General features: G+C 69.2%; 25 protein-coding genes and 1 riboswitch. Of the genes, 12 read left to right on the top strand and 13 right to left on the bottom strand.

Annotated features, from left to right (window positions below; translation table 11 throughout):
• The 8 genes from IV112_RS21160 to IV112_RS21125 all read left to right on the top strand — a co-directional run.
• The coding region (locus IV112_RS21160; RefSeq protein WP_304007086.1) for an AMP-binding protein at positions 1 to 1,567 on the top strand (1,567 nt) is incomplete at its 5' end.
• A gap of 2 nt (positions 1,568 to 1,569) precedes the next feature.
• Complete coding sequence (locus IV112_RS21155) at positions 1,570 to 2,808, top strand: amidohydrolase family protein (RefSeq protein ID WP_304007084.1); 1,239 nt, start codon at positions 1,570 to 1,572, stop codon at positions 2,806 to 2,808.
• A gap of 63 nt (positions 2,809 to 2,871) precedes the next feature.
• The gene (locus tag IV112_RS21150; protein WP_304007082.1) at positions 2,872 to 4,449 is read left to right on the top strand and encodes a hypothetical protein; all 1,578 of its coding nucleotides are present in this window, start codon (positions 2,872 to 2,874) and stop codon (positions 4,447 to 4,449) included.
• On the top strand, positions 4,446 to 6,320 hold the full coding sequence (locus tag IV112_RS21145; protein WP_304007080.1) for an MFS transporter: 1,875 nt from the start codon (positions 4,446 to 4,448) through the stop codon (positions 6,318 to 6,320). Before IV112_RS21150 ends, IV112_RS21145 begins: the two co-directional genes overlap by 4 nt.
• Before the next feature lie 28 nt (positions 6,321 to 6,348).
• Positions 6,349 to 9,066, top strand: coding sequence for a DUF2339 domain-containing protein (locus IV112_RS21140; protein WP_304007079.1), 2,718 nt, complete (start codon positions 6,349 to 6,351; stop codon positions 9,064 to 9,066).
• A complete protein-coding gene (locus tag IV112_RS21135) occupies positions 9,063 to 9,590 on the top strand; it encodes a DUF3617 domain-containing protein (RefSeq protein ID WP_304007077.1) in 528 nt (175 codons plus the stop codon). Before IV112_RS21140 ends, IV112_RS21135 begins: the two co-directional genes overlap by 4 nt.
• Before the next feature lie 57 nt (positions 9,591 to 9,647).
• Entirely contained in the window at positions 9,648 to 10,667 is a 1,020-nt protein-coding gene (locus IV112_RS21130) for a hypothetical protein (protein ID WP_304007075.1), read from the top strand.
• An 88-nt stretch (positions 10,668 to 10,755) separates the two neighbouring features.
• Positions 10,756 to 11,379 (top strand): Clp protease ClpP, encoded by a 624-nt coding sequence (locus tag IV112_RS21125; protein ID WP_304007074.1) that lies wholly within the window; start codon positions 10,756 to 10,758, stop codon positions 11,377 to 11,379.
• 11 nt (positions 11,380 to 11,390) lie between these two features.
• Here the strand turns inward: IV112_RS21125 and IV112_RS21120 are convergent, their stop codons facing one another.
• Both IV112_RS21120 and IV112_RS21115 read right to left on the bottom strand, forming a co-directional pair.
• Entirely contained in the window at positions 11,391 to 12,368 is a 978-nt protein-coding gene (locus IV112_RS21120; RefSeq protein ID WP_304007073.1) for a restriction endonuclease, read from the bottom strand.
• Positions 12,369 to 12,468: 100 nt separating this feature from the next.
• Positions 12,469 to 13,011, bottom strand: a complete 543-nt coding sequence (locus tag IV112_RS21115; protein ID WP_304007071.1) for a YaeQ family protein — start codon at positions 13,009 to 13,011, stop codon at positions 12,469 to 12,471.
• A gap of 44 nt (positions 13,012 to 13,055) precedes the next feature.
• Here IV112_RS21115 and IV112_RS21110 point away from each other — a divergent pair, with 44 nt between their 5' ends.
• The 3 genes from IV112_RS21110 to IV112_RS21100 are packed head-to-tail and all read left to right on the top strand — an operon-like array spanning position 13,056 to position 13,976.
• Positions 13,056 to 13,319: a hypothetical protein gene (locus tag IV112_RS21110; RefSeq protein WP_020166296.1), complete on the top strand. Its 264-nt coding sequence runs from the start codon at positions 13,056 to 13,058 to the stop codon at positions 13,317 to 13,319.
• Positions 13,320 to 13,326: 7 nt separating this feature from the next.
• The gene (locus tag IV112_RS21105) at positions 13,327 to 13,515 is read left to right on the top strand and encodes a hypothetical protein (protein WP_020166297.1); all 189 of its coding nucleotides are present in this window, start codon (positions 13,327 to 13,329) and stop codon (positions 13,513 to 13,515) included.
• Positions 13,516 to 13,517: 2 nt separating this feature from the next.
• Entirely contained in the window at positions 13,518 to 13,976 is a 459-nt protein-coding gene (locus IV112_RS21100; RefSeq protein WP_304007069.1) for a YaiI/YqxD family protein, read from the top strand.
• A 200-nt stretch (positions 13,977 to 14,176) separates the two neighbouring features.
• Here IV112_RS21100 and IV112_RS21095 read toward each other — a convergent pair whose 3' ends face one another.
• The gene (locus IV112_RS21095; RefSeq protein WP_020166299.1) at positions 14,177 to 14,488 is read right to left on the bottom strand and encodes a Rieske 2Fe-2S domain-containing protein; all 312 of its coding nucleotides are present in this window, start codon (positions 14,486 to 14,488) and stop codon (positions 14,177 to 14,179) included.
• Positions 14,489 to 14,969: 481 nt separating this feature from the next.
• On the opposite strand from IV112_RS21095, the gene IV112_RS21090 reads away from it, so the two are divergent.
• Positions 14,970 to 15,617, top strand: coding sequence for an OmpW/AlkL family protein (locus tag IV112_RS21090; RefSeq protein WP_304007065.1), 648 nt, complete (start codon positions 14,970 to 14,972; stop codon positions 15,615 to 15,617).
• Here the strand turns inward: IV112_RS21090 and IV112_RS21085 are convergent.
• The 10 genes from IV112_RS21085 to IV112_RS21040 are packed head-to-tail and all read right to left on the bottom strand — an operon-like array spanning position 15,605 to position 25,551.
• Complete coding sequence (locus IV112_RS21085) at positions 15,605 to 16,441, bottom strand: ABC transporter substrate-binding protein (RefSeq protein ID WP_304007063.1); 837 nt, start codon at positions 16,439 to 16,441, stop codon at positions 15,605 to 15,607. The two genes, IV112_RS21090 and IV112_RS21085, sit on opposite strands and share 13 nt — an antisense overlap.
• Positions 16,438 to 17,319: a cobalamin-binding protein gene (locus tag IV112_RS21080; protein WP_304007061.1), complete on the bottom strand. Its 882-nt coding sequence runs from the start codon at positions 17,317 to 17,319 to the stop codon at positions 16,438 to 16,440. The genes IV112_RS21085 and IV112_RS21080 overlap by 4 nt, the downstream gene beginning before the upstream one ends.
• A 52-nt stretch (positions 17,320 to 17,371) precedes the next feature.
• Entirely contained in the window at positions 17,372 to 18,376 is a 1,005-nt protein-coding gene (gene cobD, locus IV112_RS21075; RefSeq protein ID WP_304007059.1) for a threonine-phosphate decarboxylase CobD, read from the bottom strand.
• Positions 18,373 to 19,341 (bottom strand): adenosylcobinamide-phosphate synthase CbiB, encoded by a 969-nt coding sequence (gene cbiB / locus IV112_RS21070; RefSeq protein WP_304007056.1) that lies wholly within the window; start codon positions 19,339 to 19,341, stop codon positions 18,373 to 18,375. Before cbiB ends, cobD begins: the two co-directional genes overlap by 4 nt.
• Entirely contained in the window at positions 19,320 to 19,985 is a 666-nt protein-coding gene (bluB, locus tag IV112_RS21065) for a 5,6-dimethylbenzimidazole synthase (protein ID WP_304007054.1), read from the bottom strand. The genes cbiB and bluB overlap by 22 nt, the downstream gene beginning before the upstream one ends.
• 3 nt (positions 19,986 to 19,988) lie before the next feature.
• Positions 19,989 to 21,251, bottom strand: coding sequence for a cobyrinate a,c-diamide synthase (locus IV112_RS21060; protein WP_304007088.1), 1,263 nt, complete (start codon positions 21,249 to 21,251; stop codon positions 19,989 to 19,991).
• Between the two features lie 35 nt (positions 21,252 to 21,286).
• A complete protein-coding gene (cobO, locus tag IV112_RS21055) occupies positions 21,287 to 21,886 on the bottom strand; it encodes a cob(I)yrinic acid a,c-diamide adenosyltransferase (protein WP_304007052.1) in 600 nt (199 codons plus the stop codon).
• 23 nt (positions 21,887 to 21,909) lie between these two features.
• Positions 21,910 to 22,686: an ABC transporter ATP-binding protein gene (locus tag IV112_RS21050; RefSeq protein WP_304007050.1), complete on the bottom strand. Its 777-nt coding sequence runs from the start codon at positions 22,684 to 22,686 to the stop codon at positions 21,910 to 21,912.
• Positions 22,683 to 23,705: a FecCD family ABC transporter permease gene (locus IV112_RS21045; RefSeq protein ID WP_304007048.1), complete on the bottom strand. Its 1,023-nt coding sequence runs from the start codon at positions 23,703 to 23,705 to the stop codon at positions 22,683 to 22,685. The genes IV112_RS21050 and IV112_RS21045 overlap by 4 nt, the downstream gene beginning before the upstream one ends.
• Positions 23,706 to 23,736: 31 nt before the next feature.
• Positions 23,737 to 25,551 carry a TonB-dependent receptor domain-containing protein gene (locus IV112_RS21040; protein ID WP_304007046.1) on the bottom strand — a complete coding sequence of 605 codons (1,815 nt, stop codon included), beginning with the start codon at positions 25,549 to 25,551 and terminating at the stop codon, positions 23,737 to 23,739.
• 132 nt (positions 25,552 to 25,683) lie between these two features.
• Positions 25,684 to 25,912, bottom strand: a riboswitch (cobalamin riboswitch).
• Between the last annotated feature and the right edge of the window lie 329 nt (positions 25,913 to 26,241).

Below are 26,241 nucleotides of genomic sequence, written 5' to 3'. Positions count from 1 at the left end.
GCGCCGGCTGATGCAGGAAATGATCTTCGCCTCGCGCCCGCAGCAGACGCTGTTCGACGCGCTGTGCGACGCGGCCGAGATCCACGGCCGCAGCCGCCGGCTGGTCGAGGACATGAAACAGATCGAGTACTCATACGGCGACCTGCTGAAGATGGCGCTGGCGCTCGGTCGCATCGTCGCTCGCATCACGCGGCCGGACGAACGGGTGGGCGTGCTGCTGCCCAACCTCGCGCCGACACTGGGGCTCGTGTTCGGCCTGAACGCGCACCGCCGCGTGCCGGCCATGCTGAACTACACCGCCGGCGTCGACGGCATGCAGGCCGCGTGCACCGCGGCCGAACTGCGCGTCATCGTCACCTCGCGCGCCTTCGTCGACCAGGCCAAGCTCGGCGACAAGCTGGCGGCGCTGCAGGGTGTCGAGCTGCACTACCTCGAAGATCTGCGCGAACGCATCACGCTGACCGACAAACTGTGGCTCATGCTGTGGGCGATGCGGGCACCGCGGCTGGCGGCCGAAAAGCTGTCGCCCGAAGCGCCGGCCGTCGTGCTGTTCACCTCCGGATCCGAAGGCAAGCCCAAGGGCGTCGTGCTGTCGCACCGCGCGCTGCTCGCCAACATCGCGCAGATCCGCGCGGTGATCGACTTTTCGGTCGACGACAAGATCCTGAACGCGCTCCCGTTGTTCCACTCCTTCGGCCTCACCGCCGGCGGCCTGCTGCCGCTGCTGACCGGCGCCAACGTGTTCCTCTACCCGTCGCCGCTGCACTACCGCGTCATTCCGGAACTGGCGTACGACCGTAACTGCACCGTGCTGCTGGGCACCAGTACCTTCCTCGGCAATTACGCGAAATTCGCCCACCCCTACGACTTCTACCGGCTGCGCTACGTCATCGCCGGCGCCGAGAAGCTGTCGGAATCGGTGCGCAGCGCGTGGTTCGAGAAGTTCGGCCTGCGCATCTTCGAAGGGTATGGCGCGACCGAAACCGCGCCGGTGCTGGCCGTCAATACGCCGATGGCCTACCGCTCCGGCACGGTCGGTCAACTGCTGCCCGGCCTGCACGCGAAACTGATGCCGGTCGCCGGCATCGACCGTGGCGGCGTGCTGCACGTCAGCGGGCCCAATCTGATGAGCGGCTACCTGAAATGGGACAGGCCGGGCGTGCTGCAGACGCCGTCTTCGGAAGCCGGCGACGGCTGGTACGACACCGGCGACGTGATCGAATTCGACGACGACGGCTTCGTGCGCATCGTCGGTCGGGTCAAGCGCTTCGCCAAGGTGGCCGGCGAAATGATTTCGCTGGAAACGGTGGAGAAGCTCGCCACCGCCGCCAGCCCGGCCGCGCAGCACGCGGCCTCGACCCAGCCCGACCCCGTGCGCGGAGAGACCATCGTGCTGTTCACCACCGATACCGCACTCGGCCGCGACGGGTTGCAGGCGGCCGCCCGCGAGCGTGGCGCGCCGGAAATCGCGGTGCCGCGCAAGATCGTCGTCGTCGACGCGCTGCCGCTGCTCGGCACCGGCAAGACCGACTACGTGACGCTGAAGCAGATGGCGGAAGCCTCCTGACCATGGACCTTCGCCGTCGACACTTGCTGAAATCGGGATTGCTGCTCGGCGGCGCCGTGGCTGGCGGCTGGGCGCTGAGCACGGTGGCGCGCAGCCAGCTGATGAATCCCTGCCTGGCCGCGCTGCCGCCCGAACTGGCTGGCCACGAGCTGATGGCGCAGGTGTTCGAAGATCTTGACCCGACGCTGCTGCGCGACGTTCATGTGCACCTCGCCGGCACCGGCGACTCCGGCCGCGGCATCGAAATGACGCCGCGCATGCTGAGCCCGCTGCACCCGGCCGAATACGTGCAGCGCCTGTTCTACCTGAACGCCGGCTGCGCGCACGAAGACCCGGGCCGCGTCGACGCCAGCTATGTCGACCGCCTGCACAATCTGGTCGAAGCGCTGCCGGCCGGCTTCAAGCTCATGCTGTTCGCGTTCGAGCGCGCTTACGACGAGGCCGGCCGTCATCTGCCCGAGCACACCGCCTTCCACGTGCCCGACGCCTACGCGCGCGACGTCGCCCGCGGCAACCCGGACCACTTCGAATGGGTGTGCTCGGTCCACCCCTACCGCGAAGATGCGGTGGACGCGCTCGAAGCGGCGGCGCGCGACGGCGCGCGCGCGATCAAGTGGCTGCCGCCGGCAATGGGTATCGACCCGGCCTCCGGACGCTGCGACCGCTTCTACGCGGCCGCCGCCCGGCTCGGCCTGCCGCTGATCAGCCACGCCGGCGAGGAGAAGGCGGTACACGGCGCGGGCGGGCAGGAACTGGGCAACCCGCTGCGGTTGCGCCGCGCGCTCGATCACGGCGTCACCGTCATCGTCGCGCACTGTGCAACGATGGGCCAGGACGTCGACCTCGACGCCGGCCGCGGCGCGCCGCTGCGCAGCAGCTTCGACCTGTTCGCACGACTGATGGGCGAACGCCGCAGAGGTCGTCTTTATGGCGACATTTCAGCGATCACGCTGCGCAACCGCGAGGTCGAAGTGGTGCGCGCCCTGCTGCGCCGCGAGGACTGGCACGACCGCCTGCTCTACGGCTCCGACTATCCGCTGCCGGGCATCCTGCCGCTGATGTCGCCGGCCTCACTGGCGCGCGCCGGCCTGCTCGACGCGACCGCCGCACCAGTGCTCGAACAGGTGCGCGACCACAATCCGCTGCTGTTCGACTTCATGCTCAAGCGCCTGCTGCGCGACGGCCGGCACCGCTTCGCCAACCGTGTGTTCGAAGCCGCGCGCGCCTTCCCGAACGCCTGACCCTACATCCGACAGACTCCACAACGCATGCGCATTCCCGCCGCCCTCCTTACACTGGCACTCATGACGAGTGCCCCTTCCACGCCCGCCGCACCGCGCGACGCGCTGGCCGACAGCCGCATCGGCCTGTACGCCGGCCAGGACTTCCGCCTCGCGACCGGCCGCTGCACCGACTGCGCGACGCCACCGCAGGCGCTGTGGTACTTCGCGGACGACACCATCGCCGTGCCGCTGACCGACGCCGCAGGCTTCGTCGCCACGCTGCCGGCGCAGGACGACGTGCGGCAGTGGGCATACGCGAACGAATGGCAGCCGGACGCGCAGAAGCCCGCGCTGATCTGGCTCGGCTCACCGCTCGTCGCACACGACGCGCAGCTCGACGCCGACGGCCGCATGCTCAGCTTCGCCGACAGCACGCGCGCCAGCTTCACGCTGGTGCCGCAGCTGCCATCCAACGTGTCCTGGTTCAACGCCGACAGCACCGCCTGGCTGCAGGGCCAGCGGCTCTCTCTGCGCGGCGCGCGATCGGGCGACAGCTTCACCGCGCGCACGATCTGGCCGTCGTCCTTCGACATCGACCTCGCCGCACTGACGCCGTCGCCACTGCGGGACGGCGAAACGCTGGCCACGCTGGTACGCGCCGACGACGGTGGCGCACGCACGCCGGCGTCGACGCGACTGCTGTGGGAGCGCACGCCGGGGGCTGCGCGCGCAGCGGCCGGCAAGCCGGTACTGGCCATCATGCTCAACGGTGCGCAGGGCGACGATGACGAGGCGCATGGCGGCCACTTCGCGATCGCCACCGGCGTCATGGGCGCGCGCGGCGAGTGGAAGGACTGGCTGGTCGCCAACTTCTACAACCTCGACGCGCACAGTGAAAAGGGCATCGTCGCCTCGATGCTGACGATGGATGCCTACCTGACCGATCTCAACGGCGGCCAGAGCTGGTACCGCCCGTCGTACATGCTGGTCGCCGTGCTGCGCGAGGACCGCGCGGCGCGCCTGTACGACCAGGGCATCGCGCGCGTGTTCAACCACTTCTACCGGCACGACTTCAGCTACCGCCATGCCAGCGCGAACTGCGCCGGCATCAGCCTGGACACGCTGCGCTCGCTTGGCTGGAGCATCCCGACCCTGGGTCCGACCTCGAAGGCCAAGGCGTGGCTCGGCCTGCCCTACATGGCGATCAAGGACATGAGCGCGAGCAGCGGCCTGCAGGCCTTCGACTACATGATGGCCGAGCGCAGCGGCCTGTTTCCTTTCGTCGCCTTCAACGTCGCCGGCAGCGACCTGCTTGGCAGGCTGACCCAGGGCAAGGTGATGGACCAGGGGCTGGAACGCCTGCTGGCCGACGACGTCGAGGCGGTCCTGTTCGTGCGCGTGCCGCAGATTCCGTCCTCGCGCGCCTTCGGCAGCGCACCGGTCGCCAGCTACGAGGAATACATGGCGCGCGTGCCGGCCGAACGCAGCCAGTGGGTGGTGCGGCCAGCGCCGCCACGCCCCTTCCCGGACGAGTTGCGCGACCCGCAGGCGCCGAAGGAGCCGCTGCCGGCGTCGCGTCGCGCGTTGATCGTTTGGCTGGTCGGCGCCGCGGCGGTGATCGCCTTCGTCGCGTACCGGCTGCTGCGGAGAACGTCATGAGTTCGCAGTTCCATCTGCTGAAGGAAACGCGTTTCCGCCCCTTCTTCCTGACCCAGCTGCTGGGCGCGCTGAACGACAACGTGTTCAAGACCGCGCTGATCACGCTGCTCACCTTCCGCGCCGGCAGCATCACCGACGTGTCGCCGGCGCTGCTGGCCACCGTGCTGCCCGGCGTGTTCATCCTGCCCTTCTTCCTGTTCTCCGCCACCTGCGGCCAGATTGCCGACAAATACGACCGCGCGATGCTGGCGCGGCTGTCCAAGGTGATCGAGATCGCGGTGATGGGCCTGGGCGCCATCGGTTTCGTCGCCGCCAGCCTGCCGGCACTGGTGCTGGCGCTGTTCCTGATGGGCACGCAATCGACGCTGTTCGGACCGGTCAAGTACGCCTACCTGCCGCAGCACCTGCACGACGGCGAACTGGTCGGCGGCAACGGACTGGTCGAATCGGCCACCTTCGTCGCCATCCTGCTCGGCCAGATACTCGGTGCCTGGCTGGTCGGCGTGACCGACGCCTGGGGCCTGTCGGCCGCCGTGCTGCTGCTGGCGCTCGCCGGCTGGTGGACCAGCCGCGGCATTCCGCGCTCGCCAGCACCCGACCCGGCCATGCGCATAGACTGGAACCCGGCCAGCTCGACCCGTGACAACCTGCGCTTCGCCGTCGGCAACCGCACGGTGTGGCTGTCGCTGCTCGGCATATCGTGGTTCTGGTTCTACGGCGCTACGCTGCTGGCGCAGTTCCCGGTCTACGCGTCCGACGTGCTGGGTGGCGGCGAGAACGTGTTCATCCTGCTGCTGGCGGTGTTCTCGGTCGGCGTCGGCACCGGTTCGCTGCTGTGCGAAAAGCTGTCCGGCGGCCGCATCGAGATCGGTCTGGTGCCCTTCGGCGCGATCGGCCTCACGCTGTTCGGCGTCGATCTGTTCTTCGCCACGCCGGCGGCGCCGCTGCCGGGCGACGGTAGCGTGAGCGCATTCCTGCAACACGCGGCGCACTGGCGCATGCTGATCGACATCGCGCTGCTCGGCGCCGCCGGCGGCCTCTACATCGTGCCGCTGTACGCGCTGATCCAGACCCGTTGCGAAAAAAGCCATGCGGCACGCGTGATCGCCGCCAACAACATCCTGAATGCCGGTTTCATGGTCGCGTCCGCCGGCGTCAGCCTGCTGCTGTTCGAGGCGGGGCTGAACATTCCGCAGCTCTTTCTGGTGGCCGCGCTGTTCAACGCGGCGGTGGCGGTGTTCATCTACACGCTGGTGCCGGAATTCCTGATGCGCTTCATCGTGTGGCTGCTCGTGCACACGGTTTACCGGCTCGACAAGAAGGGACTGGACAACATTCCCGCCGACGGCCCGGCGGTCATCGTCTGCAACCACGTGAGCTTCGTCGACGCGCTGGTGATCACCGCCGCCTGCCCGCGGCCGATACGCTTCGTCATGCACCACGCCATCTTCCGCCTGCCGGTGCTGCGCTTCGTGTTCCGCACCAACCGCTGCATCCCGATCGCGTCGGCCAAGGAAGACCCAAAGCTGCTGGAGCGCGCCTACGACGACATCGCCGCCGCGCTGGAAGCGGGCGAACTGGTCGGCATCTTCCCGGAAGGCGTCATCACCGACACCGGTGAGCTCCACCCCTTCAAGCCGGGCATCACGCGCATCGTCGCGCGTACGCCGGTACCGGTGGTGCCGCTGGCGCTGCGCGGCCTGTGGGGCAGCTTCTTCTCGCGCAAGGGTGGCCCGGCAATGACCAGGCCGCTGCGCCGCGGCCTGTTCAACCGCATCGAACTGGTCGGCGCGCCGCCAGTGGCGCCGGAGGCAGCGACGCCGGACGCACTGCAGGCCATCGTCGCCGGCCTGCGCGGCGACCGCCGATGAGCGCCCCTGGCCACGACGGAGCGCGCCGATGCTGACCGCCATCCTCTGTGTTCTCGGCCTGATCGCCGGCGCCGCGCACGGCGAGATCGAAGCCTTCTTCGGCGCCCTCGCCGGTCTGGCTGCGGGCCTGTGGGTATCGGCGCGCACCGCCGCGCGCGAACGCGCGGTGCAGGCGCGACTGCGCGAACTCGACGACAAGACGCGCTGGCTGTACGAAGCGCTGAAGGCGCGGCCGGAGGCGGCGGCCGGCCCCGAAGCCACGAGCGCGGAACCGGACGAAGCGGTGACACCGGTCAGCACCGAAACAGCGCCTGCAGTCGCGCCGGCCGTGGTCGAACCGGCAGCGGTCAGCACACAGGCCGCGCCGCTCGACGCGCTGCACGCCGAGGGCACGCGCGTCGCGGCACGGCCGCAGCCGCCGGCAACCGACGCGGCCGAACGCGACGACCTCATCCGCCCGCTCGCCACACTGTGGTCGCGTCTGATGGGCAGCAATCCGCTGGCGCGCATCGGCGTCATCGTGCTGTTCTTCGGCGTCGCGTCGGCACTGCGGCTTGCCGCCCAGGCCGGCTGGCTGCCGCCGGAACTGCGACTGGCCGCCGCCGTCGCCACCGGTATAGCGATGATCGTTCTCGGTCTGCGCATGCCGGGTGAAGGGCCACGCCGCATGTTCGCGCTGGCGATCCAGGGCGGCGGCTTCGCGCTGCTCTATCTGGCGGTCTATTTCGCGCTGGCGCGCTACGGCTTCATCGGGCCGGCGCCCGCCTTCCTGCTGTTTGCCGCGCTCGGCGTGGCCTGCGCTGTCTGCGCTGCGCGGCAGGCCTCGCAGGTGCTGGCGCTGCTCGGCCTGTCCGGCGCCTTCGTCGCACCGATGCTGGCGTCCAGCGGGCAGGGCCAGTACATCGTGCTGTTCAGCTACTACCTGCTGCTCGACGCCTTCATCATCGCGCTGAGCTGGCGCCGTGCCTGGCGCGCGCTCATCTTCGCCGGCTTTCTGTTCACCTTCGCCGTCGGCACCGGCTGGGGCCTGCGCAGCTATGTCGCGGACGACTATCTCGCCGTACAGGGCTTCCTGATCGCCTTCTTCGTGCTGTTCACCGCCACCCATGTCGCCCAGACCGTGCTGCGCGCGCCAGGCGCCTCGGGCTGGCAGTCCGGCAGCCTGCTGTTCGGCCCGCCGCTGGCCGCCGGCGTACTGCAGGCCGCGCTAGTACAGCCCTACGAGTACGGTGCCGCGATCAGCGCCGCCCTGGCCGGCCTGTACTACCTCGGACTGGCCGGCCTGCTGCGCAGCCGCGCGCCGGACGAAACACTGACCTTCCGCGCCCACGCCGGCATCGGTGCCGCGCTGCTGACGCTGGCCGTGCCGCTGGCGTTCGACCTGCAGATGACCGCCGCGATCTACGCGGTCGAAGGTGCGGCGGCGCTGTGGTACGGCTGCGCCCGCGCGTCGCGCCTGACGCTGTGGGCCGGCGCCACGCTGCAGGTCGCCGCCGGCTTCTGGCTGGCCGCCTCGCTCGACACGCTGACCGTCGCGTGGCCGCTGCTCAACGGCCGCACGCTGGGCTGCCTGCTGCTGGCCGGTGCGGCGTTGTCCTCGGTGCGCGTGCTGCGCCAGACCGGCGCCGGCGCCGACTGGCTGCCGAAGGCGCTCACGCTGTGGCTGGCCGGCTGGTGGCTGTTCGGGGGTCTGGCCGACATCGACGACTTCGTACCGCACGACCTGCAGCCGGCCATCGCGCTGCTGTTCGGCGTCGCCAGCGCCGCCTTCGCCGAACAGCAGGGCCGCGGACGCGACTTCATCACCGCCCGCGCGCTGGCCGCATTGACGCTGCCCATCCTGTGGGCCGGCAGTTTGCTCGCCTGGGACCAGCACGCGCACCTGCTGTACGGTGCGATGGCGCTTGCGCTGCCACTGGCCTGGGCCACCCACCTGTGGGTACTGCGCCGGCAGGACGAAGACGGTGCTGCACTGCTGAACACCGCACGCCACGTCGCCACCGCGTGGACGCTGCTGCTGTCGGTCGGCATCGAAGCCGGCAGCTGGCTGGCCGACTGGCTGCCGGGGCAGGACCTGTGGGGCTGGCTGGCCTGGATCGCCGTCTGGCTCACGGCCGGCCGAGCGCTGCAATCGGCGCTGTCCGCTGACGGCGAGAAAGCCGACGTCTGGCCCTGGGCCGCCGCGCCCGAGGCCTACGCGCGCACCGTGCTGTGGCCGGTCGCCGGCCTTTTGCTGCTGACCGTCGTCGCGCTGCAGTTCGGCCACGACGGCGGCTCCGCCCTGCCCTATCTACCGCTGGCGTCGGCGCTCGATCTGGCCAGCGTCGCCGCGCTGCTGTGGCTGGCACGCAGCCGTCTGCTGCCGCGGACGCTGGTCGGCGCGGCCGGTCTGCTGTGGGTGTCGGCATTGGCGGCGCGCGGCGTGCACCACCTCGCCGGGGTGGCGTGGTCGGCCACCGCCATGTTCCAATCCACCCTTCTGCAGGCGACGCTGTCGCTGACCTGGGCGCTGACCGCACTCGCATTGATGATGTACGCGACACGACGCGGTGTGCGCACGCTGTGGTTCGCCGGCTTCGCGCTGCTTGCCGCCGTCGGCGCCAAGATGCTGATGATCGACCTGGCCGGCGCCGGCACGGTCGAATGGACCGGCTCGCTGCTGGGCATCGGCGCGCTCATCCTGATTGCCAGTTACGTCGCACCGGTGCCGCCCGGCACGCTTCCAGATGGAGAGGACACCCGATGAAAAGACTGCTCGTTCCTGCCGCACTCGCGCTGGCCGCACTCGGCCCTGTGCACGCCGCCGACATCAAGCCCGGCCTGTGGGAATTCAAGTCGGCCATGAGCATGCCGGGCATGCCCGACATGTCGGCGCAGATGGCGCGCATGCAGGAAGAAATGAAGAAGATGCCGCCGGAAGCGCGCAAGATGATGGAACAGCAGATGGCCGCGCAGGGCGTGGCCATGGGCAGCGGCGGCGCGGTCCGCGTCTGCATCACGCCGGACGACGCCAAGCGCAGCGACATCTACTCCGGCAAGAACGACGGCAGCTGCACCTACAGCAACGTCACGAACACCGCGAAATCGGTCAAGGGCAAGATCAGCTGCACCAATCCGAAAGCCAGCGGCGACTTCGAGGCGGTGATCGACAGTCCGACCCATTTCACGTCGAAAATGAACATGCAGTCGGCGGAGGGGTCGATGAAGGCTGACACCGACGCGCGCTGGATCGCCGCCGACTGCGGCGCGGTCAAACCGACCGCCCGCTGATCCGCCGACTGTCCGACCTGACGCTTCACCCGATTGCAGACCCAACGCTGAACAGGAATGAAGGATTCACTGCTGCGGACGCCACTGGCGGACGCGACCGGACAGCCCGCCCGTCCGCAGCCGCCTGAACAGCCCATGCACGCCGCACATCCCGAACACCCGCGCAACCGCCGGCGGGCCGACAGCCTCGCACCGTTCTCGCTGAGCGTCGAGACCAGTCCGCTCGGCGACACCAGTCTGCATTTCCGCGTCCGCCCGAGCGGGTTGATCGCGCTCGTGCTGGCGCTGCTGATCCACGCGCTCGCGCTGTGGTGGGTGATGCGGCCGAAGGCGGAGCCGGAACAGCCGCTCGGTGCCAACCAGCCGATCAGCGTGCGCATGATCACGCCGGAGGCGCCGCGCCAGGCGGCTGCGGCGCCACCACAGGCCGCCGCGCCGACGCCGCCTGCTCCCAGGCCCAAAAAGCAGCCGCCCAAGAAGCAGCGCGAAAAGGCCCGCAAGGCGCCGCCGGTGCCGACCGAGCCGCCGGTCGCCCGCGTGCCGGTGCCCGAACCCGCCCCCGCACCCCCGCCGCCCAAGCCAGCCGTTGCACCGGACGCGCCGACCGACATGGCGTCCTTCGTCGCCGCCCAGCGCGAGAAACGCCGGCTGGCCGAAGAGGCCGCCGCCGGCGAGAACGCCGCCGCGCGCGCCCGCGAACAGGGCCCGTCGGCGGACGACATTGCTGCCGCCAACATCAAGCGCAACCTGCAGCAGCCGGGCACCAACGGCGTGTTTCAGATCACCCGCAAGAGCGTGCGCACCGCCGCCTTCGTATTCCGCGGCTGGACTACCGACGCCGGCAATGCGCGACGCGAATTCATCGAGGTCGACGCCGGCCTCAACGGCGACATCGAGCGCGCCGTCGTGCAGCGCATGATCGAACTGATACGCCGCTACTACAGCGGCAACTTCAACTGGGAATCGCTGCGCCTGGGTCGCACCGTCGTGCTGTCGGCGCGGCCGGAGCATCAGAAGGAACTGGAGGACTTCCTGATCAAGGAGTTCTTCCGGGTCGGTGCGCAATACCCGCCGTAGTCGCGCCGAGCGCCTGTCGTGCCGCAGCGCAGCTTGGTGACGGCATGGCGGACGCCCGATAATCCGGGCGCACACGGAGGATTTCACGATGCCGCGCCACCCCGCACTGCCGGACGACGAAGAGAACGGAATGACGGACGCCGAACCATTCCGCGGTCTTGCCCGCTATGAACGGCAGATGCCCATTCACCAGATTTCCTACTATCTGTGCGGCGAAATCCGCGAACCGCACCACTACACCGATCTGTTCTACACGCTGCGCACCGCGGCCGAGACCGACCTGATCTACCTGCACCTGAATTCGCCCGGCGGCGAATTCGACACCGGCCTGCAGATCATCAACAACATCCGCGCCTCCGAGGCGCACGTGGTCACCGTGCTCGAAGCGCGCGCCTTCTCGATGGCCGCCTTCATCTTCCTCAGCGGCGACGAATTGATAGTGCATGACAACTGCCAGCTCATGTTCCACACCTATTCCGGCAGCCTGGACGGCCGCGGCAGCGAACAGCAGGCGCAAGTGGCCGCAGTCAGCAGCTGGTTCGAGAAGATGACGACGCGGCTCTGCTCGCCCTTCCTCAGCGACAGCGAAATCAGCCGCATCCTGAAAGGCAGCGACGTGTGGATGGATTCCGACGGCGTGCGGCAACGGCTGATGCGGATGCAGCGCGCTCTGGCACAGGGCGGGCGGCGCCGGGGGGCGAAGAAGGACTGAGCGCGATCAGGTCATCCTGCGCGCATCGGCAGTGTCTGCCGGCACCGCGGGTAGCGCACGCAGCCCCAGAAGGGGCGTCCGTCCCCTTTGCCCTTGCGCGCGCTCATCTTGACTCCACAGGACGGGCAGGTCGGCGTGCGGTAATCGCCGGCAGTCGCGAAAGCCAGCAATCCAGCGGACATTTCTGGAGGCAACCTCCGGAACATCATCAACAGCATGTCACCGTCCATCAACGTGATGCCGTTTGCCGAGGCAAATGCCCGAGCCTCCCCGGTATAGCCTCCACTGGTCATGAAGAAGGCCTTGTCCGCCTTTTCATGCACCTTGACGCCCAGCAGCTCACGCACCGGCTTGACGCCCACCAGGCGCTCTCCCCAGGCCTTGCACTGGATGACCGTCGTGACGCGCTCCGAGTCACCATCCTGGAACAGGCGAATGTCGATGCCGCCGTCGGCCCCCAGCGAAGTCGTGCTGCTCCTGACCCCCTTCAGCTCGTAATAGCGCTGGCATACATCCTCAAAACGCTTCCATTCGATCTCTCGGATCAGGTCGAGCGACCATTCGACGCGGACGGGCGGTATCACATGCTCGACGGCAGCGAGATCACGAATTTCGAGGTTGCGCACCCGTCCGTCGCCGAGCGCGGGTTGGTCCACGCTCACTCCGCCGACCTCGACAGGCACCTGAGGGTCGCTTTCCATCCGCGCCGCTTGAAGATCGGGCAACGATCTGGTCGAGAGTTCTCTGCGCGCAGTCCGCAGAAATGACAGGCATGCGAACAGGCTCAGCACGGACACCGGAATCCATGCCATCCGCTGTGCGGCAGTCGCCACCGCGGTCAGCAGAGGTGACTTACCCGCCACAATCGGTAGCAGGTAATGAATGCCGACCCAGATCACGAGCGCGAACGCCGCGCTGACACGCCAATCTGCGTCGATCAGGTGTTCGGTCCGCGAGCGTTTCCGGCGCCTCTTGGAAGAACGTGCCATTTCACTGAGCTGAAAACTGTTTCGGGCGATCAGTATAGGCTCTTGGCATTCACGAACCCGCCCGACATACGCCGCCGAAGGGCCGTACCGTCTGCGGACCTCAGGCCCCTCCGAACACCCTCTCCAGCGACGGCTGCAGCATGGCGCCGTCGTCGCCCAGCCAGATCTGTCCCTCCTGCACGATGCACTGCAGGTCTGCGCCCCGCTGGGCCAGGCTGGCCAGGGCCTGGCTATCGGCGGTGGACAGGCGGTAGACGGTGAGGTTGGACAGCTTGGCCAGCGTGGCCTTCGACTGTTCCCACCACTGGCTGGCGGTGCGGCCGTAGTTCAGCACCACGACCTGTTCGGCGCGGGCGGCGGCCTTGCGCACCAGACGCTCGTCCGGCAGGCCGACGTCTATCCACAAGCGGATGGCGCCGGTCAGGTCCTGGGCGTAGAGGTCTGCCTCGTCTTCGGTGCTCAGGCCGCGGCCGAAACGCAGGTCCTCGTCGGCGTGCAGCGCGAAGGCCAGCACGCGCACCATCATGCGTTCGTCGCTCTCCGACGGGTGGCGGGCGACGGTCAGCGCGTACTCGCCGTAATGCGGCCGGTCCATGTCGGACACGTTCAATTTGATCTTGTAGATGGTGGATTTCAGAGCCATGGCCGACAATGTGCGCGATTCGAAAGACCGCACAGGATACCGACGTGAAGAAAACCGATCTGTACAAGAATGAAAGACTGAAGGTGGTGGCGCAGATGAAGCACGCCGCCGGGGCAAAAAGCGCGCTGGGCGCAGCACCGGTCGTGGACCGCAAGGAACAGCGTCGGCTCGATGCCGAGCGCGGTCTCGTGCCGTTCGCGGTGAAGATTCCGGCCGAACTGGCGGCGCGCCTGCGCGACCTCGCAACCGAGCGCCAGGTGTCGCTGAACGATCTGGTCGACGAACTGCTGCGCAAGGCGCTCGACTGAGGCCGCCGTGCTGCGCGCCATCTTCGTCCTCAATCTGGTGACGGTCGGGCTGTTCTACCTGCCCGGCTGGCTCACGCTGCGCGTGCTGACGCTGGGGCGCTATCCGCCGCCGCGCGGCGAGCCGCACAGCGAAGAGGCGGTGGCGTTGTTCGGCTTCTTCGTCACGCTGGCGCTGCTGCTGTGGTGGCTGATGTGAGCATGGCACCGGCCATCTGGGTCGATGCCGACGCCTGCCCGGCACCGGTCAAGGACATCCTGTTCCGCGCCGCCACGCGCACCGGCCTGCAGCTGACGCTGGTCGCCAACAAGCTGCTGCGCGTGCCGCCGTCGCCGCACATCCGCGCCGTACAGGTGGCGCACGGCTTCGACGCGGCCGATCGCTACATCGAGGAGGCGGTGGGCGCCGGCGATCTGGTGATCACCGCCGACATTCCGCTGGCGGCGGCGGTGCTGGCGCGCGGCGCGCATGCGCTGGAGCCGCGCGGCGAGTGGTTCGCGCCCGGCACCATCCACGAGCGGCTGCAGATGCGCGCGTTGATGAACGACCTGCGTGACAGCGGCGTCATGAGCGGCGGGCCGTCGGCGTTCTCCACCGCCGACAGTCGCAGTTTCGCCGCTGCGCTGGATGGCTTCCTGGCCCGGCGCACAGGCCGCTGAGCGGCATTTTTCGCGCCGCTGGCTTCGATGCAGGCTGCTGTCGGGGTCAAGACCCCTCCCACAGAGCCCCGGCTCGCGCTCAAGCCGTGGGTCGCGCGCATCCCCTGTGGGAGCGGCCTTGGCCGCGACAGGCCGCTGCGGTCCGCGGGCTTCGATCAAGGCCGCGATCGCGAGCAAGCTCGCTCCCACAAGACCCCGGCTCAATCCGGCAGATCGACCTCGACCATGCCGTCCACGACGCGCATCGGGTATTCGGTCATTTCGCAGCCGGTGGGCGACAGCCCTGCGCCATTGCGGCCGTCGAACACCCAGCCGTGCGCGATGCAGATCAGCGTGCGCCCGTTGAATACGCCGCGCGCCAGCGACACGTCCTCGTGCGGACAGGCTGCGTCGAAGGCGCGCGGCTGACCGCCGTCCGGCCACATGATGAGCAGTTCGCGACCATCGGCCCGACAGGGCACGAGTTCGCCCTCGTACAGGATTTTCTGCTTGCACACCGGTGTGTAGCCCATATTCGGTTCCTTCGCGACGGATGCGACACGGCGACGTGCGCTTCCCGACGGAGAACGCACGGAGCCGGCCTTGTCCGCACACCCCAGCAAGTTGCGCACCTACGGGGCCTGCAAGCGAGCGAGCCGTCGGCGCCGTTCGCCTGGTCCGACGGCAAGGTGCTAGGCCGGGTGCACAACAGCGTGCAGATGGCGTACTGATCGCCTGCCGCTCACACACGATTCTTTTTCCCGGACCTGCCGGGCCGTGACCGCAGTCCCCCGCAGCACAAGCATCACCCCGCCCTGATCTCCGGGTCATAAGAAGACCTCCGCCAGCGCACTCCGTGCCGGCACCTCCCGGGTTCAGGCTTCTCCGCCGCGCGGTCGGCCATAAGTCCGACGCTATCCCTGCTGCAAAAAAACCAATTTTTCGTCGTCTCCCCCCCTTCCTAAAGTGATTCAGCATCCGTGTCCGCGGATGTCGAAACCGGGGGAGATCGACATGACAACAAAGAGCTGGGCAGGCATTGCGGCAGCCGCCGCATCGACATTCATGTTCGCCGGCAGCGCGTATGCCGCCGAAGGCGACTGGCTGGTACGCGTGCGCGCGCTGCACATGGACCCGTCGAACGACAACTCGACCACCGCCGTGGTCCCCGCGCTGGGCGAGGTGAAGGCGGAAGACAAGCTGTTCCCGGAAGTCGACATCAGCTACTTCTTCACGCCGAACATCGCCGCCGAACTGATCCTGACGGTGCCGCAGAAGCACGACGTCGAACTGGGCGGTGTGGACATCGGCTCGGTCAAGCACCTGCCGCCGACGCTGACGCTGCAGTACCACTTCAACCCGGCCGGCACCGTGCGCCCCTACGCCGGCATCGGCCTGAACTACACGCGCTTTTCCGGCGTGAAGCTGGACGCCGGCACCGTGCTCGGCGGCAGCGTGCCGCTGAAGGTGGACCGCGGCAGCGTCGGCTGGGCGGCGCAGATCGGCGTCGACATCCAGCTCGCGCCGCAGTGGTTCCTGAACCTCGACGCCAAGTACGTGAAGATCGACACCGACATATCGGTCAAGGGCGCCGGCATTGCGGTCACCCGGCTGGACATCGATCCGCTGCTGCTGTCGGTCGGTCTGGGCTACCGCTTCTGATCGGCACCGGCCGCGTCGAGGCATGCCTCCAGCGCGGTCAGGCCATCGGTCAGCGCGGCGATGCCCGGCGCCAGTATCAGTGGCGACTTGATCTCGTACAGCCGGTCGTGGGCGACGGCCGGCACCCCAGCCCAGCCCGGCCGCGCGCGCACGCGGTCGGGCTGGAATTTCTTGCCGCACCACGAGCCGATGATGATGTCCGGCGCACGCGTCACCACCGTCAGCGGGTCGTCGATGCGCCGCTCCTTCGCGCTGTGGCGGGTGGCGAAATCGGCGAACACGTCCTCGCCGCCGGTCAGTTCGATCAGCTCGGACACCCAGCGGATGCCGGAAATGAGCGGTTCGTCCCACTCCTCGAAATACACGCGCAGCCGCCGGCCGTGGCGCGCGATGCGCGCCTCGCCGCGAACACGCGCGTCATCGAGCCCGCGCCGCAGACCGGCCACCAGCGCCTGCGCCTCGGTTGCGCGGCCAACCAGCGCGCCGGTCGTCACGATCATGCGCAGGATGCCGGCGATCGACCGCTGGTTGAACACGTGCACCTCGACGCCGGCGCGCACCAGGTCGCGGCACATGTCGGCCTGCAGGTCGGAGAAAGCCAGCACCAGATCCGGCTCGACCGCGAGGATGCGTTCCAGCTTGCCGGACGAGAAGCCGCTGATCTTCGGCTTGTCACGGCGCGCCTCGGGTGGCCGCACGGTGAAACCGGAAATGCCGGCGATGCGGTCGGCTTCGCCCAGCGCGTACAGCACCTCGACCGCCTCCGTGCACAGGCAGGCGATGCGCTTGGGATACGGATCGCCGCGCAGATCGCCTGCGCTCATTTGCGGCCCGCCTTCTGGCGCGCCTGTTCCAGCTGTTCGCACAGCTTCTGCGCGCCGTCGAGGATGCGCGGCGTGTGCCGCTGCAGGACTTCCGGCGGAATGAAGTAGAGGTTGTCGCCCTTCACCGCCGGCAGCGCGCTCCAGCGCCGCCAGGCGTCCAGCCACTCGGGCCGCGACTCACCCATGCCACTGGCGACGATGACTTCGGGCGCGGCCGCCAGCACCGCCTCCTCGGTCACCGTCGGCGCCAGTATCGGCAGGCCGGCGAACACGTTGCGCCCGCCGCACAGCGCCATCACGTCGGAAATGAGGTGCTGCCCGTTGATGGTCATCAGCGGCTTGTTCCAGATCTGGTAGAACACCGCGACCGGCGGCCGCGCCGCGTACTGCTTCGCCAGCGCGTCGCGCCGCGCGCGGAAGGCACGCGCCGACTCGTCGGCCTCGCGCGGCGTGGCGGCGATGCGGCCGAAGGTTTCGATCGCGCGCGCCACGTCGTCCAGACTGCGCGGCTCGTTCACGAACACCGGTATGCCGAGCTTCTCCAGCTTGTCGTACTGCTGGTTGCGGTTGCCGCTCTTCCAGACGATCACCAGATCCGGCTTCAGCGCGACCACCGCCTCCATGTCCACCGAGGTGTAGCCGCCGACGCGCGGAATCGTCTTCGCCGCTTCCGGATAGTCGCTGTACTGGGTCGCGCCGACCACCTTGCCGCCGGCGCCGGCGGCGAACAGCAGTTCGGTCACGTGCGGGGCCAGACTGACGATGCGCTGCGCCGGCGCGGCCAGCACCACGGTGCGGCCAGCGTCGTCGGTCAGCCGCAGTTCGGCCGCGGCGGGCAGCGCCAGCGCGGCGAGCAGCAGAAACAATGCCTTCTTCATCCCTTCATTCCTCGAATATCGCGCAGGCGCGGTCGCGGTCGGAAGACCGCTCCTACTGGACGGCTGTCCGTATGTCGTCGATCGCCTGTTCCAGCCGCTGCCACTGCGCCTCGTCTTCCGGCAGACCGAAGCGCAGCGCGGCCGGGGCGTCGAAATGGCGCAGCAGGATGCCGCGCCGGCAGAAGGCGTCGTTCAACGCCGCGGCATCGGCGGTCAGCACGCGCTGGAACAGCACGCAGCCGCTCACCTCGCCCCAGCCGGTCGCACGCAGCAGCGCTTCCAGCCGCGCACCTTCGGTCGCCAGCCGCGCGCGCTGCTGCGCCTGCCAGTCGCGGTCGGCCAGCGCGCGCTGCGCCACCCAGCGTGACGGGCCAGCCACCGGCCACGGCCCGAGCCGCGCCGCCAGCGCGTCGCGCAACGACTGTTCGGCGAACATGAAGCCGACGCGCGCACCGGCCAGACCGAAGAACTTGCCGAGCGAGCGCAGCACGATCAGCCCCGCCCGACCGGCATGACACACGACGCTGGCATCCGGCGTGGCGTCGATGAAGGCCTCGTCGACGATGAGCGTGCCGCCGCGGGCGGCCAGCCGCGCCTGCCAGTCCATCACCTGTTGCGGCGGAAACAGCGTGCCGCAGGGGTTGTTCGGCTGTACCAGCAGCAGCACGTCGGTGTGGTCCACGACCGCCTCGACCTCGGCCGGGGCGACCGCACGCACCGCGTGCCCGGCCTGCGTCCAGCCGTGCGGGTGTTCGCTGTAGGTCGGCGAAAGTATCGCCACCCGGCTGCGCGGGAACAGCGCCGGCAGCAGCTGGATCGCCGCCTGCGAGCCGGCCAGCGGCAGCAGCGCATCGCTGCCGTAATAGGCGGCGGCAGCGTCCTCCAGCCCGTCGCCGTCTTCCGGCAGGCGCTGCCACACCGATTGCGGCACCGACGGCACCGGCCAGGGCTGCGGATTGATGCCGGTGGACAGGTCCATCCAGGCCTCAGGCGCGATGCCGTAGCGATCGGCGGCGGCCAGCAGACGGCCACCGTGCAGCGGGCGGGCGGGTGTCATGACAGATGCACTCCGAGGGCAAGCAGCAGCGCCACGGTGAGCCAGAGTCGCAGCGCCGCGGCAACCAGAACGACCGCACGGTCGATGTCGGCGGCGCCCGGCGCCGCACCTTCCCCCAACGGCGGGCGCTGTTCGACCGCGCCGTGATAGACCGCCGCACCACCGAGCGACAGATGCAGCGCGCCGGCGCCGGCCGCCATGACCGGGCCGGCGTTCGGGCTGTCCCAGGCCGGCGCCTGCGCGCGCCAGCAGGCGAGCGCCCGACGCGTCGCGCCGCACAGCGCATAGCTCAGCGCCGTCAGCCGCGCCGGGACGAAATTGAGCACGTCGTCGATGCGCGCCGCCGCCCAGCCGAAATAGCGCAGGCGCGGCGTGCGATAGCCCCACATCGCGTCCAGCGTGTTGGCCAGCCGGAACAGCAGCGCGCCGGGCCCGCCCAGCAGCAGGAACCAGAACAGCGCACCGAACACCGCATCGTTGCCGTTCTCGAGCACCGATTCGGTGGCGGCGCGGGCCACGCCGGCTTCATCGAGCTGCGAGGTGTCGCGGCTTACCATCCAGCCGACGCGGCGCCGCGCCTCGACCAGGTCGCCGGCCGCCAGCGGGCGCGATACCGCGTGCGCGTGTTCGGCCAGACTGCGCGCGCCAAGCGCGAAGTACAGCAGCAGCAGGTCGATCGCCAGCTGCCAGGGCAGACCCAGGCCGCGCAGCCAGAAGGCCAGCGACAGCAGCGGCAGCACCGCCAGCGCCCACGCCAGCAGACCGGTCAGCCGGGTCAGCGGACGGCTCTGCCGGGCAATCACATTCATGTGCGCCTGCAGCCAGCCGGCCAGGTGGCCGAAGCCGACCAGCGGATGCAGGCGGCGCAGTTCGCCGAAACGGCGGTCGAGCATGACGCCGGCGCAGGCGCACAGCGCCAGCACGACGAAGGGGTGCAGCGTATTCACGGCGCGCGCTCCGGCCACACGTTGTCGCCGATCAGCAGATCTTCCGGCAGCCGGCTGGCCCAGCCTTCGAGCTCGAGCATCGGCGCTTCGTAGAACGCATCGACGTGGCCGATGCACAGCACGGCCAGCGGTCGCGCACCCTCCGGCATCTGCAGCAGCGCCGCCAGCTTCAGCGGGTCGAAGATGGACACCCAGCCCATGCCCAGCCCTTCGGCACGCGCCGCCAGCCACATGTTCTGAATCGCGCAGGCGCAGGAGGCGACGTCCATGTCGGGCATCGTGCGGCGGCCGAATACGTGCTGTTCGCGTCCGCCGCACAGCGCGACCACCAGTAGTTCCCCGCTGTCGAGCACGCCCTCGACCTTGAGCCGCATGAATTCGTCCTCGCGCTCGCCAAGCGCGCGCGCGGTGGCCAGCCTTTCCTCCTCGACCAGCCCGTGGATGGCGCGGCGCAGCGCAGCATCGGTGACGCGCACGAAACGCCACGGCTGCATGTAGCCAACGCTGGGCGCGTGATGGGCTGCCCACAACAGGCGACGCAGTACCGCCGGATCGACCGGGTCGGGCCTGAAATGGCGCATGTCGCGTCGCTCGGCGATGGCGCGGTAGAGCGCGTCGCGGGCGTCGTCGGGGTAGCGGTGGGCGTCGTTCGATGCAGTCATGGTTCAGCGTCCGAACAGCGTGGCGACCGCGGCCGGAGCGGACGGGAAATAGAGGTGCAGGTAGCTCGCGGTGAGCCGGCCCCGACGATACACCGCCTCGCCGTCGCGGTCGTCCGGCGTGCGCGCACGCGCCAGCGGCGACAGCGGCGTGTCGGCGGTCGAATAGTGGAAAGTGTGGCCGCGCAGCGCACCTTCCGGCAGCTCGACCTGCTGCAGGCCGAGCGCGGCCAGCCGCGTCTGCATGCGCACCGCGCCCGGCAGCAGACCGGCGCCGGCGTGGCTGACGCCGGACTTGTCGGTCAGCGTGTCGAACAGGCTCATCATGCCGCCGCACTCGGCCAGCAGCGGCCGGCCGGCGTCGACGTGGGCGCGCAGCGCGGCGTGCATCGCGGTGTTGGCGGACCAGCGCGCGGCGTGCAGCTCGGGGTAGCCGCCGGGCAGCCAGACGGCGTCGCAGGCGGGCAGCGCGGCGTCATTGAGCGGTGAGAACTCGACCAGTTCGGCGCCGAGTGCGCGCAGGCAGTCGAGATTGGCCGGGTAGAGGAAGCAGAACGCGTCGTCGCGCGCCAGCGCGATGCGCACGCCGTCGAGCAGGCGCGGCGTCGCCGTGCATTCGACCGGTGCGAACGCCACCGCCGGCGGCAGGTCGGCCGCGGTCGATGCGCCAAGCAGTTCGGCAGCGATGTCGAGCCGGACGTCCAGCCCCTCGATCTCGGCCGCCGGCAGCAGGCCGAGGTGGCGCTCCGGCAACGCGATGCGCTCGTCGCGCGGCAGGCCGCCGTACCAGGCGATGTCGGCCGGCAGGCTGTCGCGCAGCATGTCGAGGTGGCGGGCCGACCCGACCCGGTTGGCGATCACCGCCGTCAGGTTCACGCCGTCGCGGTAGTGCTTCAGGCCGTGCGCCAGCGCGCCGAAGGTCTGCGCCATCGCGCGCGCGTCGATCACCGCCAGCACTGGCAGATCGAAGCGACGCGCAATGTCGGCGCTGGACGGGCTGCCGTCGTGCAGGCCCATGACCGATTCGACGAGGATGAGGTCGGCCTCACCCGCCGCGTCGTACAGCCGTGCGGCGATGTCCGCTTCGCCGGTCATCCACAGGTCGACATTGCAGACCGGCGCGCCACTGGCCAGTGCGTGGATCTGCGGATCGAGGAAGTCAGGCCCGCACTTGAACACGCGCACGCGGCGACCGCGCGAACGGTGCAGCCGTGCCAGTGCGGCGACCACCGTGGTCTTGCCCTGACCGGACGCAGGCGCTGCCACCATCAGCGCCGGGCAGTGCCGGACTGCGGACGGCACGCTCACCATTCCAGCCCGGGCATCGCCTTCACGCCGGCCTTGAAGGCGTGCTTCACCATGGTCATGTCGGTCACCGTGTCGGCCGCCTCGACCAGCTCGGGCGGCGCGGCACGGCCGGTCACGATGACGTGCTGCATGGTCGGCCGCGCCGCGAGGTCGGCGATGACGGTGGCGACATCGAGGTAGTGGTACTTCAGCGCGATATTCAGTTCGTCCAGCACCACCAGGCCGATGGCCGGATCGCGCAGGAAGGCGCGCGCCTGTTCCCAGGCCGCTTCGGCGGTGGCGACGTCGCGCGCGCGGTTCTGCGTTTCCCAGGTGAAGCCCTCACCCGACACATGCCACTGCACGTCCGGCTGACGGCGATAGAAGGCTTCCTCGCCGGTGTCGGAACGCCCCTTGATGAACTGCACCACGCCCACCTTCATGCCGTGGCCGAGCGCGCGCGCGACCACGCCGAAGGCGGCGCTGGACTTGCCCTTGCCGGTGCCGGTATTCACCACCAGCACGCCGCGCTCGACCTGCGCCGCGGCGATGGCCTGGTCCACCACGTCCTTCTTGCGTTTCATGCGCGCTTCATGGCGTTCGTCAAGATCGCTCATCACATCCTCCACTCATTCTGTCCTCACGCCGGCACGAAATAGCGCCGGCCGTCGTCGCGCAATTCCTTCAGCGGATGGCAGAAGGCGCGCGACAGCACCTCCGCCTGCAGCACCGCGTCGACCGGCCCGCATACCCATTCGCCGCCGCCGGTCAGCAGCAGCGCGCGGTCGGCGAAGCGCAGCACCTGATTCAGGTCGTGCAGCACGGCCACCACCGCGCGGCCCTCGTCGCGGGCCAGTCGCGCGAACAGTTCCAGCGTCTCGATCTGGTAATCGAGGTCGAGATGCGTGACCGGCTCGTCCAGCAGGCACAGCGGCGCCTGCTGCGCCAGCAGCGCCGCGATGGCCACCCGCTGGCGCTCGCCGCCGGACAGCGTGCGCACCTCGCGCAGTTCGAAGCCGCGCAGCGACACCGCCGCCAGCGCGGCCAGCGCGATGTCGACGTCGGCGTCGCTCTCGTCGGCCCAGCGGCCGATGTGCGGGTGCCGGCCGACCAGTGCGGTGTCGAGCACGGTGGAGGCGAAGTGGTCCTCCTGCGACTGCGCCAGCAGTGCGCGCCGTTTCGCCAGTTCGCGCGCCGGCCAGTCGGTGATCTCGCGGCCTTCCAGCGTCAGTGTGCCGGCGGCCGGCCGGCGCAGCCCGGCCAGCGTGGTGAGCAACGTCGACTTGCCGATGCCGTTGCGGCCGACGATGGCCAGCAGTTCGCCCGGCCGCACGTCGAGTTCGAGGCCGGTGCACAGCGCGCGACCGGCGACCGACACGTCGAGGCCGCGTGCGAGCAGGGTCGGAACGGCGCTCATCGGTGGCGGTTCAGCAGGAACAGGAACACCGGCACGCCGAGCAGCGCGGTCAGCACGCCGACCGGCAGCTGGGCCGGCGCGATGACGGTGCGCGCCGCGGTGTCGGCCAGCAGCAGCAGCGTGGCGCCGGCCAGCGCACTGGCTGGCAGCAGCAGGCGCTGGTCGTTGCCAAAGGCGAGCCGGATCAGGTGCGGCACCACGAGGCCGACGAAGCCAACCGACCCGACCGTGGTAACCGCGATCGCCGTCAGCGCCGACGCCAGCAGATAGACGACCAGACGCAGGCGGACGACCGGCACGCCCAGCAGCTGTGCCGTGCCATCGCCGCGCGCCAGCAGGTTGAGGTCGCGCGCCAGCGGCGCGCAGGCGACCAGCCCGCCCAGCAAGGCGGCGACCGCGACGCCGGGACGGCTGGCGGTGCTGGCGTCGCCCATCAGCCAGAACAGCATGCCGCGCAGCGACTGTTCGCTCGCCACCGCCAGGATGAAGGACACCGCCGCCCCGCAGCCCGCCGACACGATGACGCCGGTCAGCAGCAGGCGGGTCGGCGTGCGGCTGCCCTCGCCGTGCGCCAGCCCGAACACCAGCGCCATCGCCGCCAGCGCACCGGCAAAGGCCGAAAGCTCGAGCAGCAGGCCGGCCGCGCCGACCAGCATGGCCAGCAGCGCGCCGACCGCGGCGCCACCGGAAATGCCCAGCACATAGGGATCGGCGAGCGGGTTGCGCAGCAGCACCTGCATCAGCGCCCCGGCCAGCGCCAGCAGGCCGCCGCAGGCCGCCGCCGCCAGCGCGCGCGGCAGGCGCAGCGAGCGCACGATGTCGCCCGCCATGCCGGCGTCGCCACCGGTGGCGATCTGCCACAGCTCGGCCGCACTGACCGCCACGCTGCCCACTGCCAGCGCCAGCGCGAACGCCGCGGCCAGCGCCAGCAGCAGCGCCGGCAGCACCCATGCAGGACGGCGCAGCGCGCGCAGGGCGGTCGGCGACGGCAGGATGGTGGCGGGCGGGTGGCTGCTCATACGGTCAGTGTACTCAGCGGTGTGGCCCGGCTCAGAAACGCGGCGTATAGCGCACGCCCACGAACAGCGTTGCGCCGACGGTCGCGTAGCCATAGGCCGTGCTGTAGTCCTTGTCGGCCAGGTTGTTCAACCGGCCTTCCAGCGCAAGCTCCGGTGTCACCTTCCAGACCCCGAACAGATTGATCAGCGAATAGCCGCCAAGCCGATTCAGCTCGCTGGCGGAGGAATACGTATCCCCGGACAACATGACTTCGATACCGATACGGCCCCGGCTCATATGCTGCTGGACCGTCACCGTTCCGCTCTGGACCGCGCGCCGCCGCAACCTGAATCCCGTGTCATCATCCATCGCGTGCAGCAGGTCGTAGCTGGCTGAAAGCTCTGTGTGTCCGACATAGGTCGACGCATCGACCGTTGCGCCGCGCAGCGTCGCGTGCGCGACATTCTGCACCGGACGGTTGGTGCCCGGCTGCTGTATCAGGCCATCCACCCGGTTATCGTACGCGGTGAGCGAAACGCGCGACGCACGACGCTGCCAGACCACACCAACCTCCTTGTTGCGCGACGATTCCGGTCCGACATCCGGATTGCCGAAATTCGACGACGGGCTGTACAGCTCGTTGAACGATGGCAGACGGAAAGCGGTGCCGTATCCGGCGTGCAGTCGCCACTCATCGGTCAGGTGATAGCCGTAGGCGACGTTGCCGGTGCTCTTGTTCCGGTTACCGGAGAAGCTGTCATGGCGTCCGTTCAACTGCACGGAATGCGCACCGTAGCGGGCGGACCACCCCAGCTGCAGTGAATCGATATCGCGCCGGCGGTCAATCACGCCGGCATCGACATCCTGGCTGCGGTGTTCGGCCGCGGCAAACAGGGTGCCAACGCCGAGTTTCAGCCGTGCGTCCAGGGTTACGCTGTCCTCGACGGTGCGGAAGCTCGACACGACATTGGTGATGCTGTCGTAGGAATCCACAGCGCGCGCCACCCTCAGAGTGGTACTGAACTCCTCGGTCCAGGACTGACGGATGTAGGCGCTGCCGCTGTAGTTCTCGAATTCGTTCCTGTCGTCGGTGGTCAGGCGGCTGTCGAAGCGGTTGCGGCCACTGGAGTGCAGGAACTGGGTTCCCAGTTCGGTGCCCCGAACCGGCGTGAAACTGACGCTGCCGGAGTAGCTGCGATTGATATAGCCATCCAGATCCGGATTGCGTGCCGATGCCGCCCGGAAACGGTTCGATGCATTGATGCCGTCGGTGCGCTGGACGGACGCACCCAGCGAAAGCTTCCACCGCTCGTCGCCTCCGCGCAGGAATGCGCTGGCTTCATTCGTGTCGTGTGTGCCCGCACCGGCGAACACGTCGAGCGCCATACCCTCGTCGCTGCCACGGCGGGTGAAGATCTGGATCACTCCGCCGACGGCATCCGCTCCATATACGGCTGAAGCCGGTCCGCGCACGATCTCGATGCGTTCGATCTGGGACAGGGGAAGATACTGAAGGGACGCGGCACCGGAAGTGGCCGATCCCACCCTCACGCCGTCAATCAGCACCACGTTCTGTTTCGACTCGGCGCCCCGTATGAAGAACTCGCTGTTGGACCCCATGCCACCGTTGCTGGTGGTCCGTACCCCCGGCTGGCGGGCGAGCAGTTCGGTCAGCGTGGACTGCCCGGCCGCCTCGATCTGTTCGCGATCGATGACACTGACGTCGGACAAGGTGTCCGACACGCGCTGCTCGACGCGGGTTGCGGTGACGACGACTGGCTCCAGCACGTGCGTCTGGGCGGAAACGGAGGAGGAAAGAAGGCCGGCGCCGGCAAGCAGCGTGGCGACCGTGGTACGGCTGTGCATTGTTTTATGTGCTCCCTGCAGCCGTCGCCCGTCCCCGAACGACGGCAGTCTCATGAAGTCATGGCACAGGGGACAACAACGCAGGCAGCCGGCAGCGGGCCGCATCCGTCGCGATGCCGCACCCCGGGCATGACCGCTCGTGCATCCGTGGCCGGTATCCGGGCTCGCAGCTGCGACGACGGGCGGAGTGCCGCGTGTCGCGATGCACGGCCTTCCCAGGCGCGGGGCCCAGTGGCATGAACGTGCATCGAATCTGCTTACCGTTGCGGGGGCAGCGCAGGCCTTGCGAGCGGGGCTCGCTCACCTGCTTCCCGTTTAACCCTGTGCCGCGGCACAGGGCACCTCGAACGCAGTGCCGCCGCAGCGGCACCGGCGCGCACGATACCACCGGGCGGCGGAAGGCCCAAACCGGCGGGCCGGGTGGGTGCCTCGCGCCGAGGTCCGCCGCGGGTTTCCTCCACGACCCGGGGGACGTCGGAGCGAGGATTCTCGCGATCCGACCATCGCCGAAGTCCTGTCGGTGCAGCGGCTGAGATCGCGACCAGTGGTCGCTCCCACGGGACGACGCGGGTTCAGTGGGAGCGAGCTTGCTCGCGATGCGGCGCGAAAAATCCTGCAGCGCTGGGCAGCCGCCCGATCGCGAGCAAGCTCGCTTGTATGTTCTGCCCTGGCAAGCGTAGGAATAGCTTG

The sequence above is a fragment of the Methyloversatilis discipulorum genome, from assembly GCF_018780585.1.
Classification (GTDB): domain Bacteria; phylum Pseudomonadota; class Gammaproteobacteria; order Burkholderiales; family Rhodocyclaceae; genus Methyloversatilis; species Methyloversatilis discipulorum_B.
Note: the sequence above shows the minus strand (reverse complement) of the source record. Positions and strands in the feature narration are given on the sequence as shown.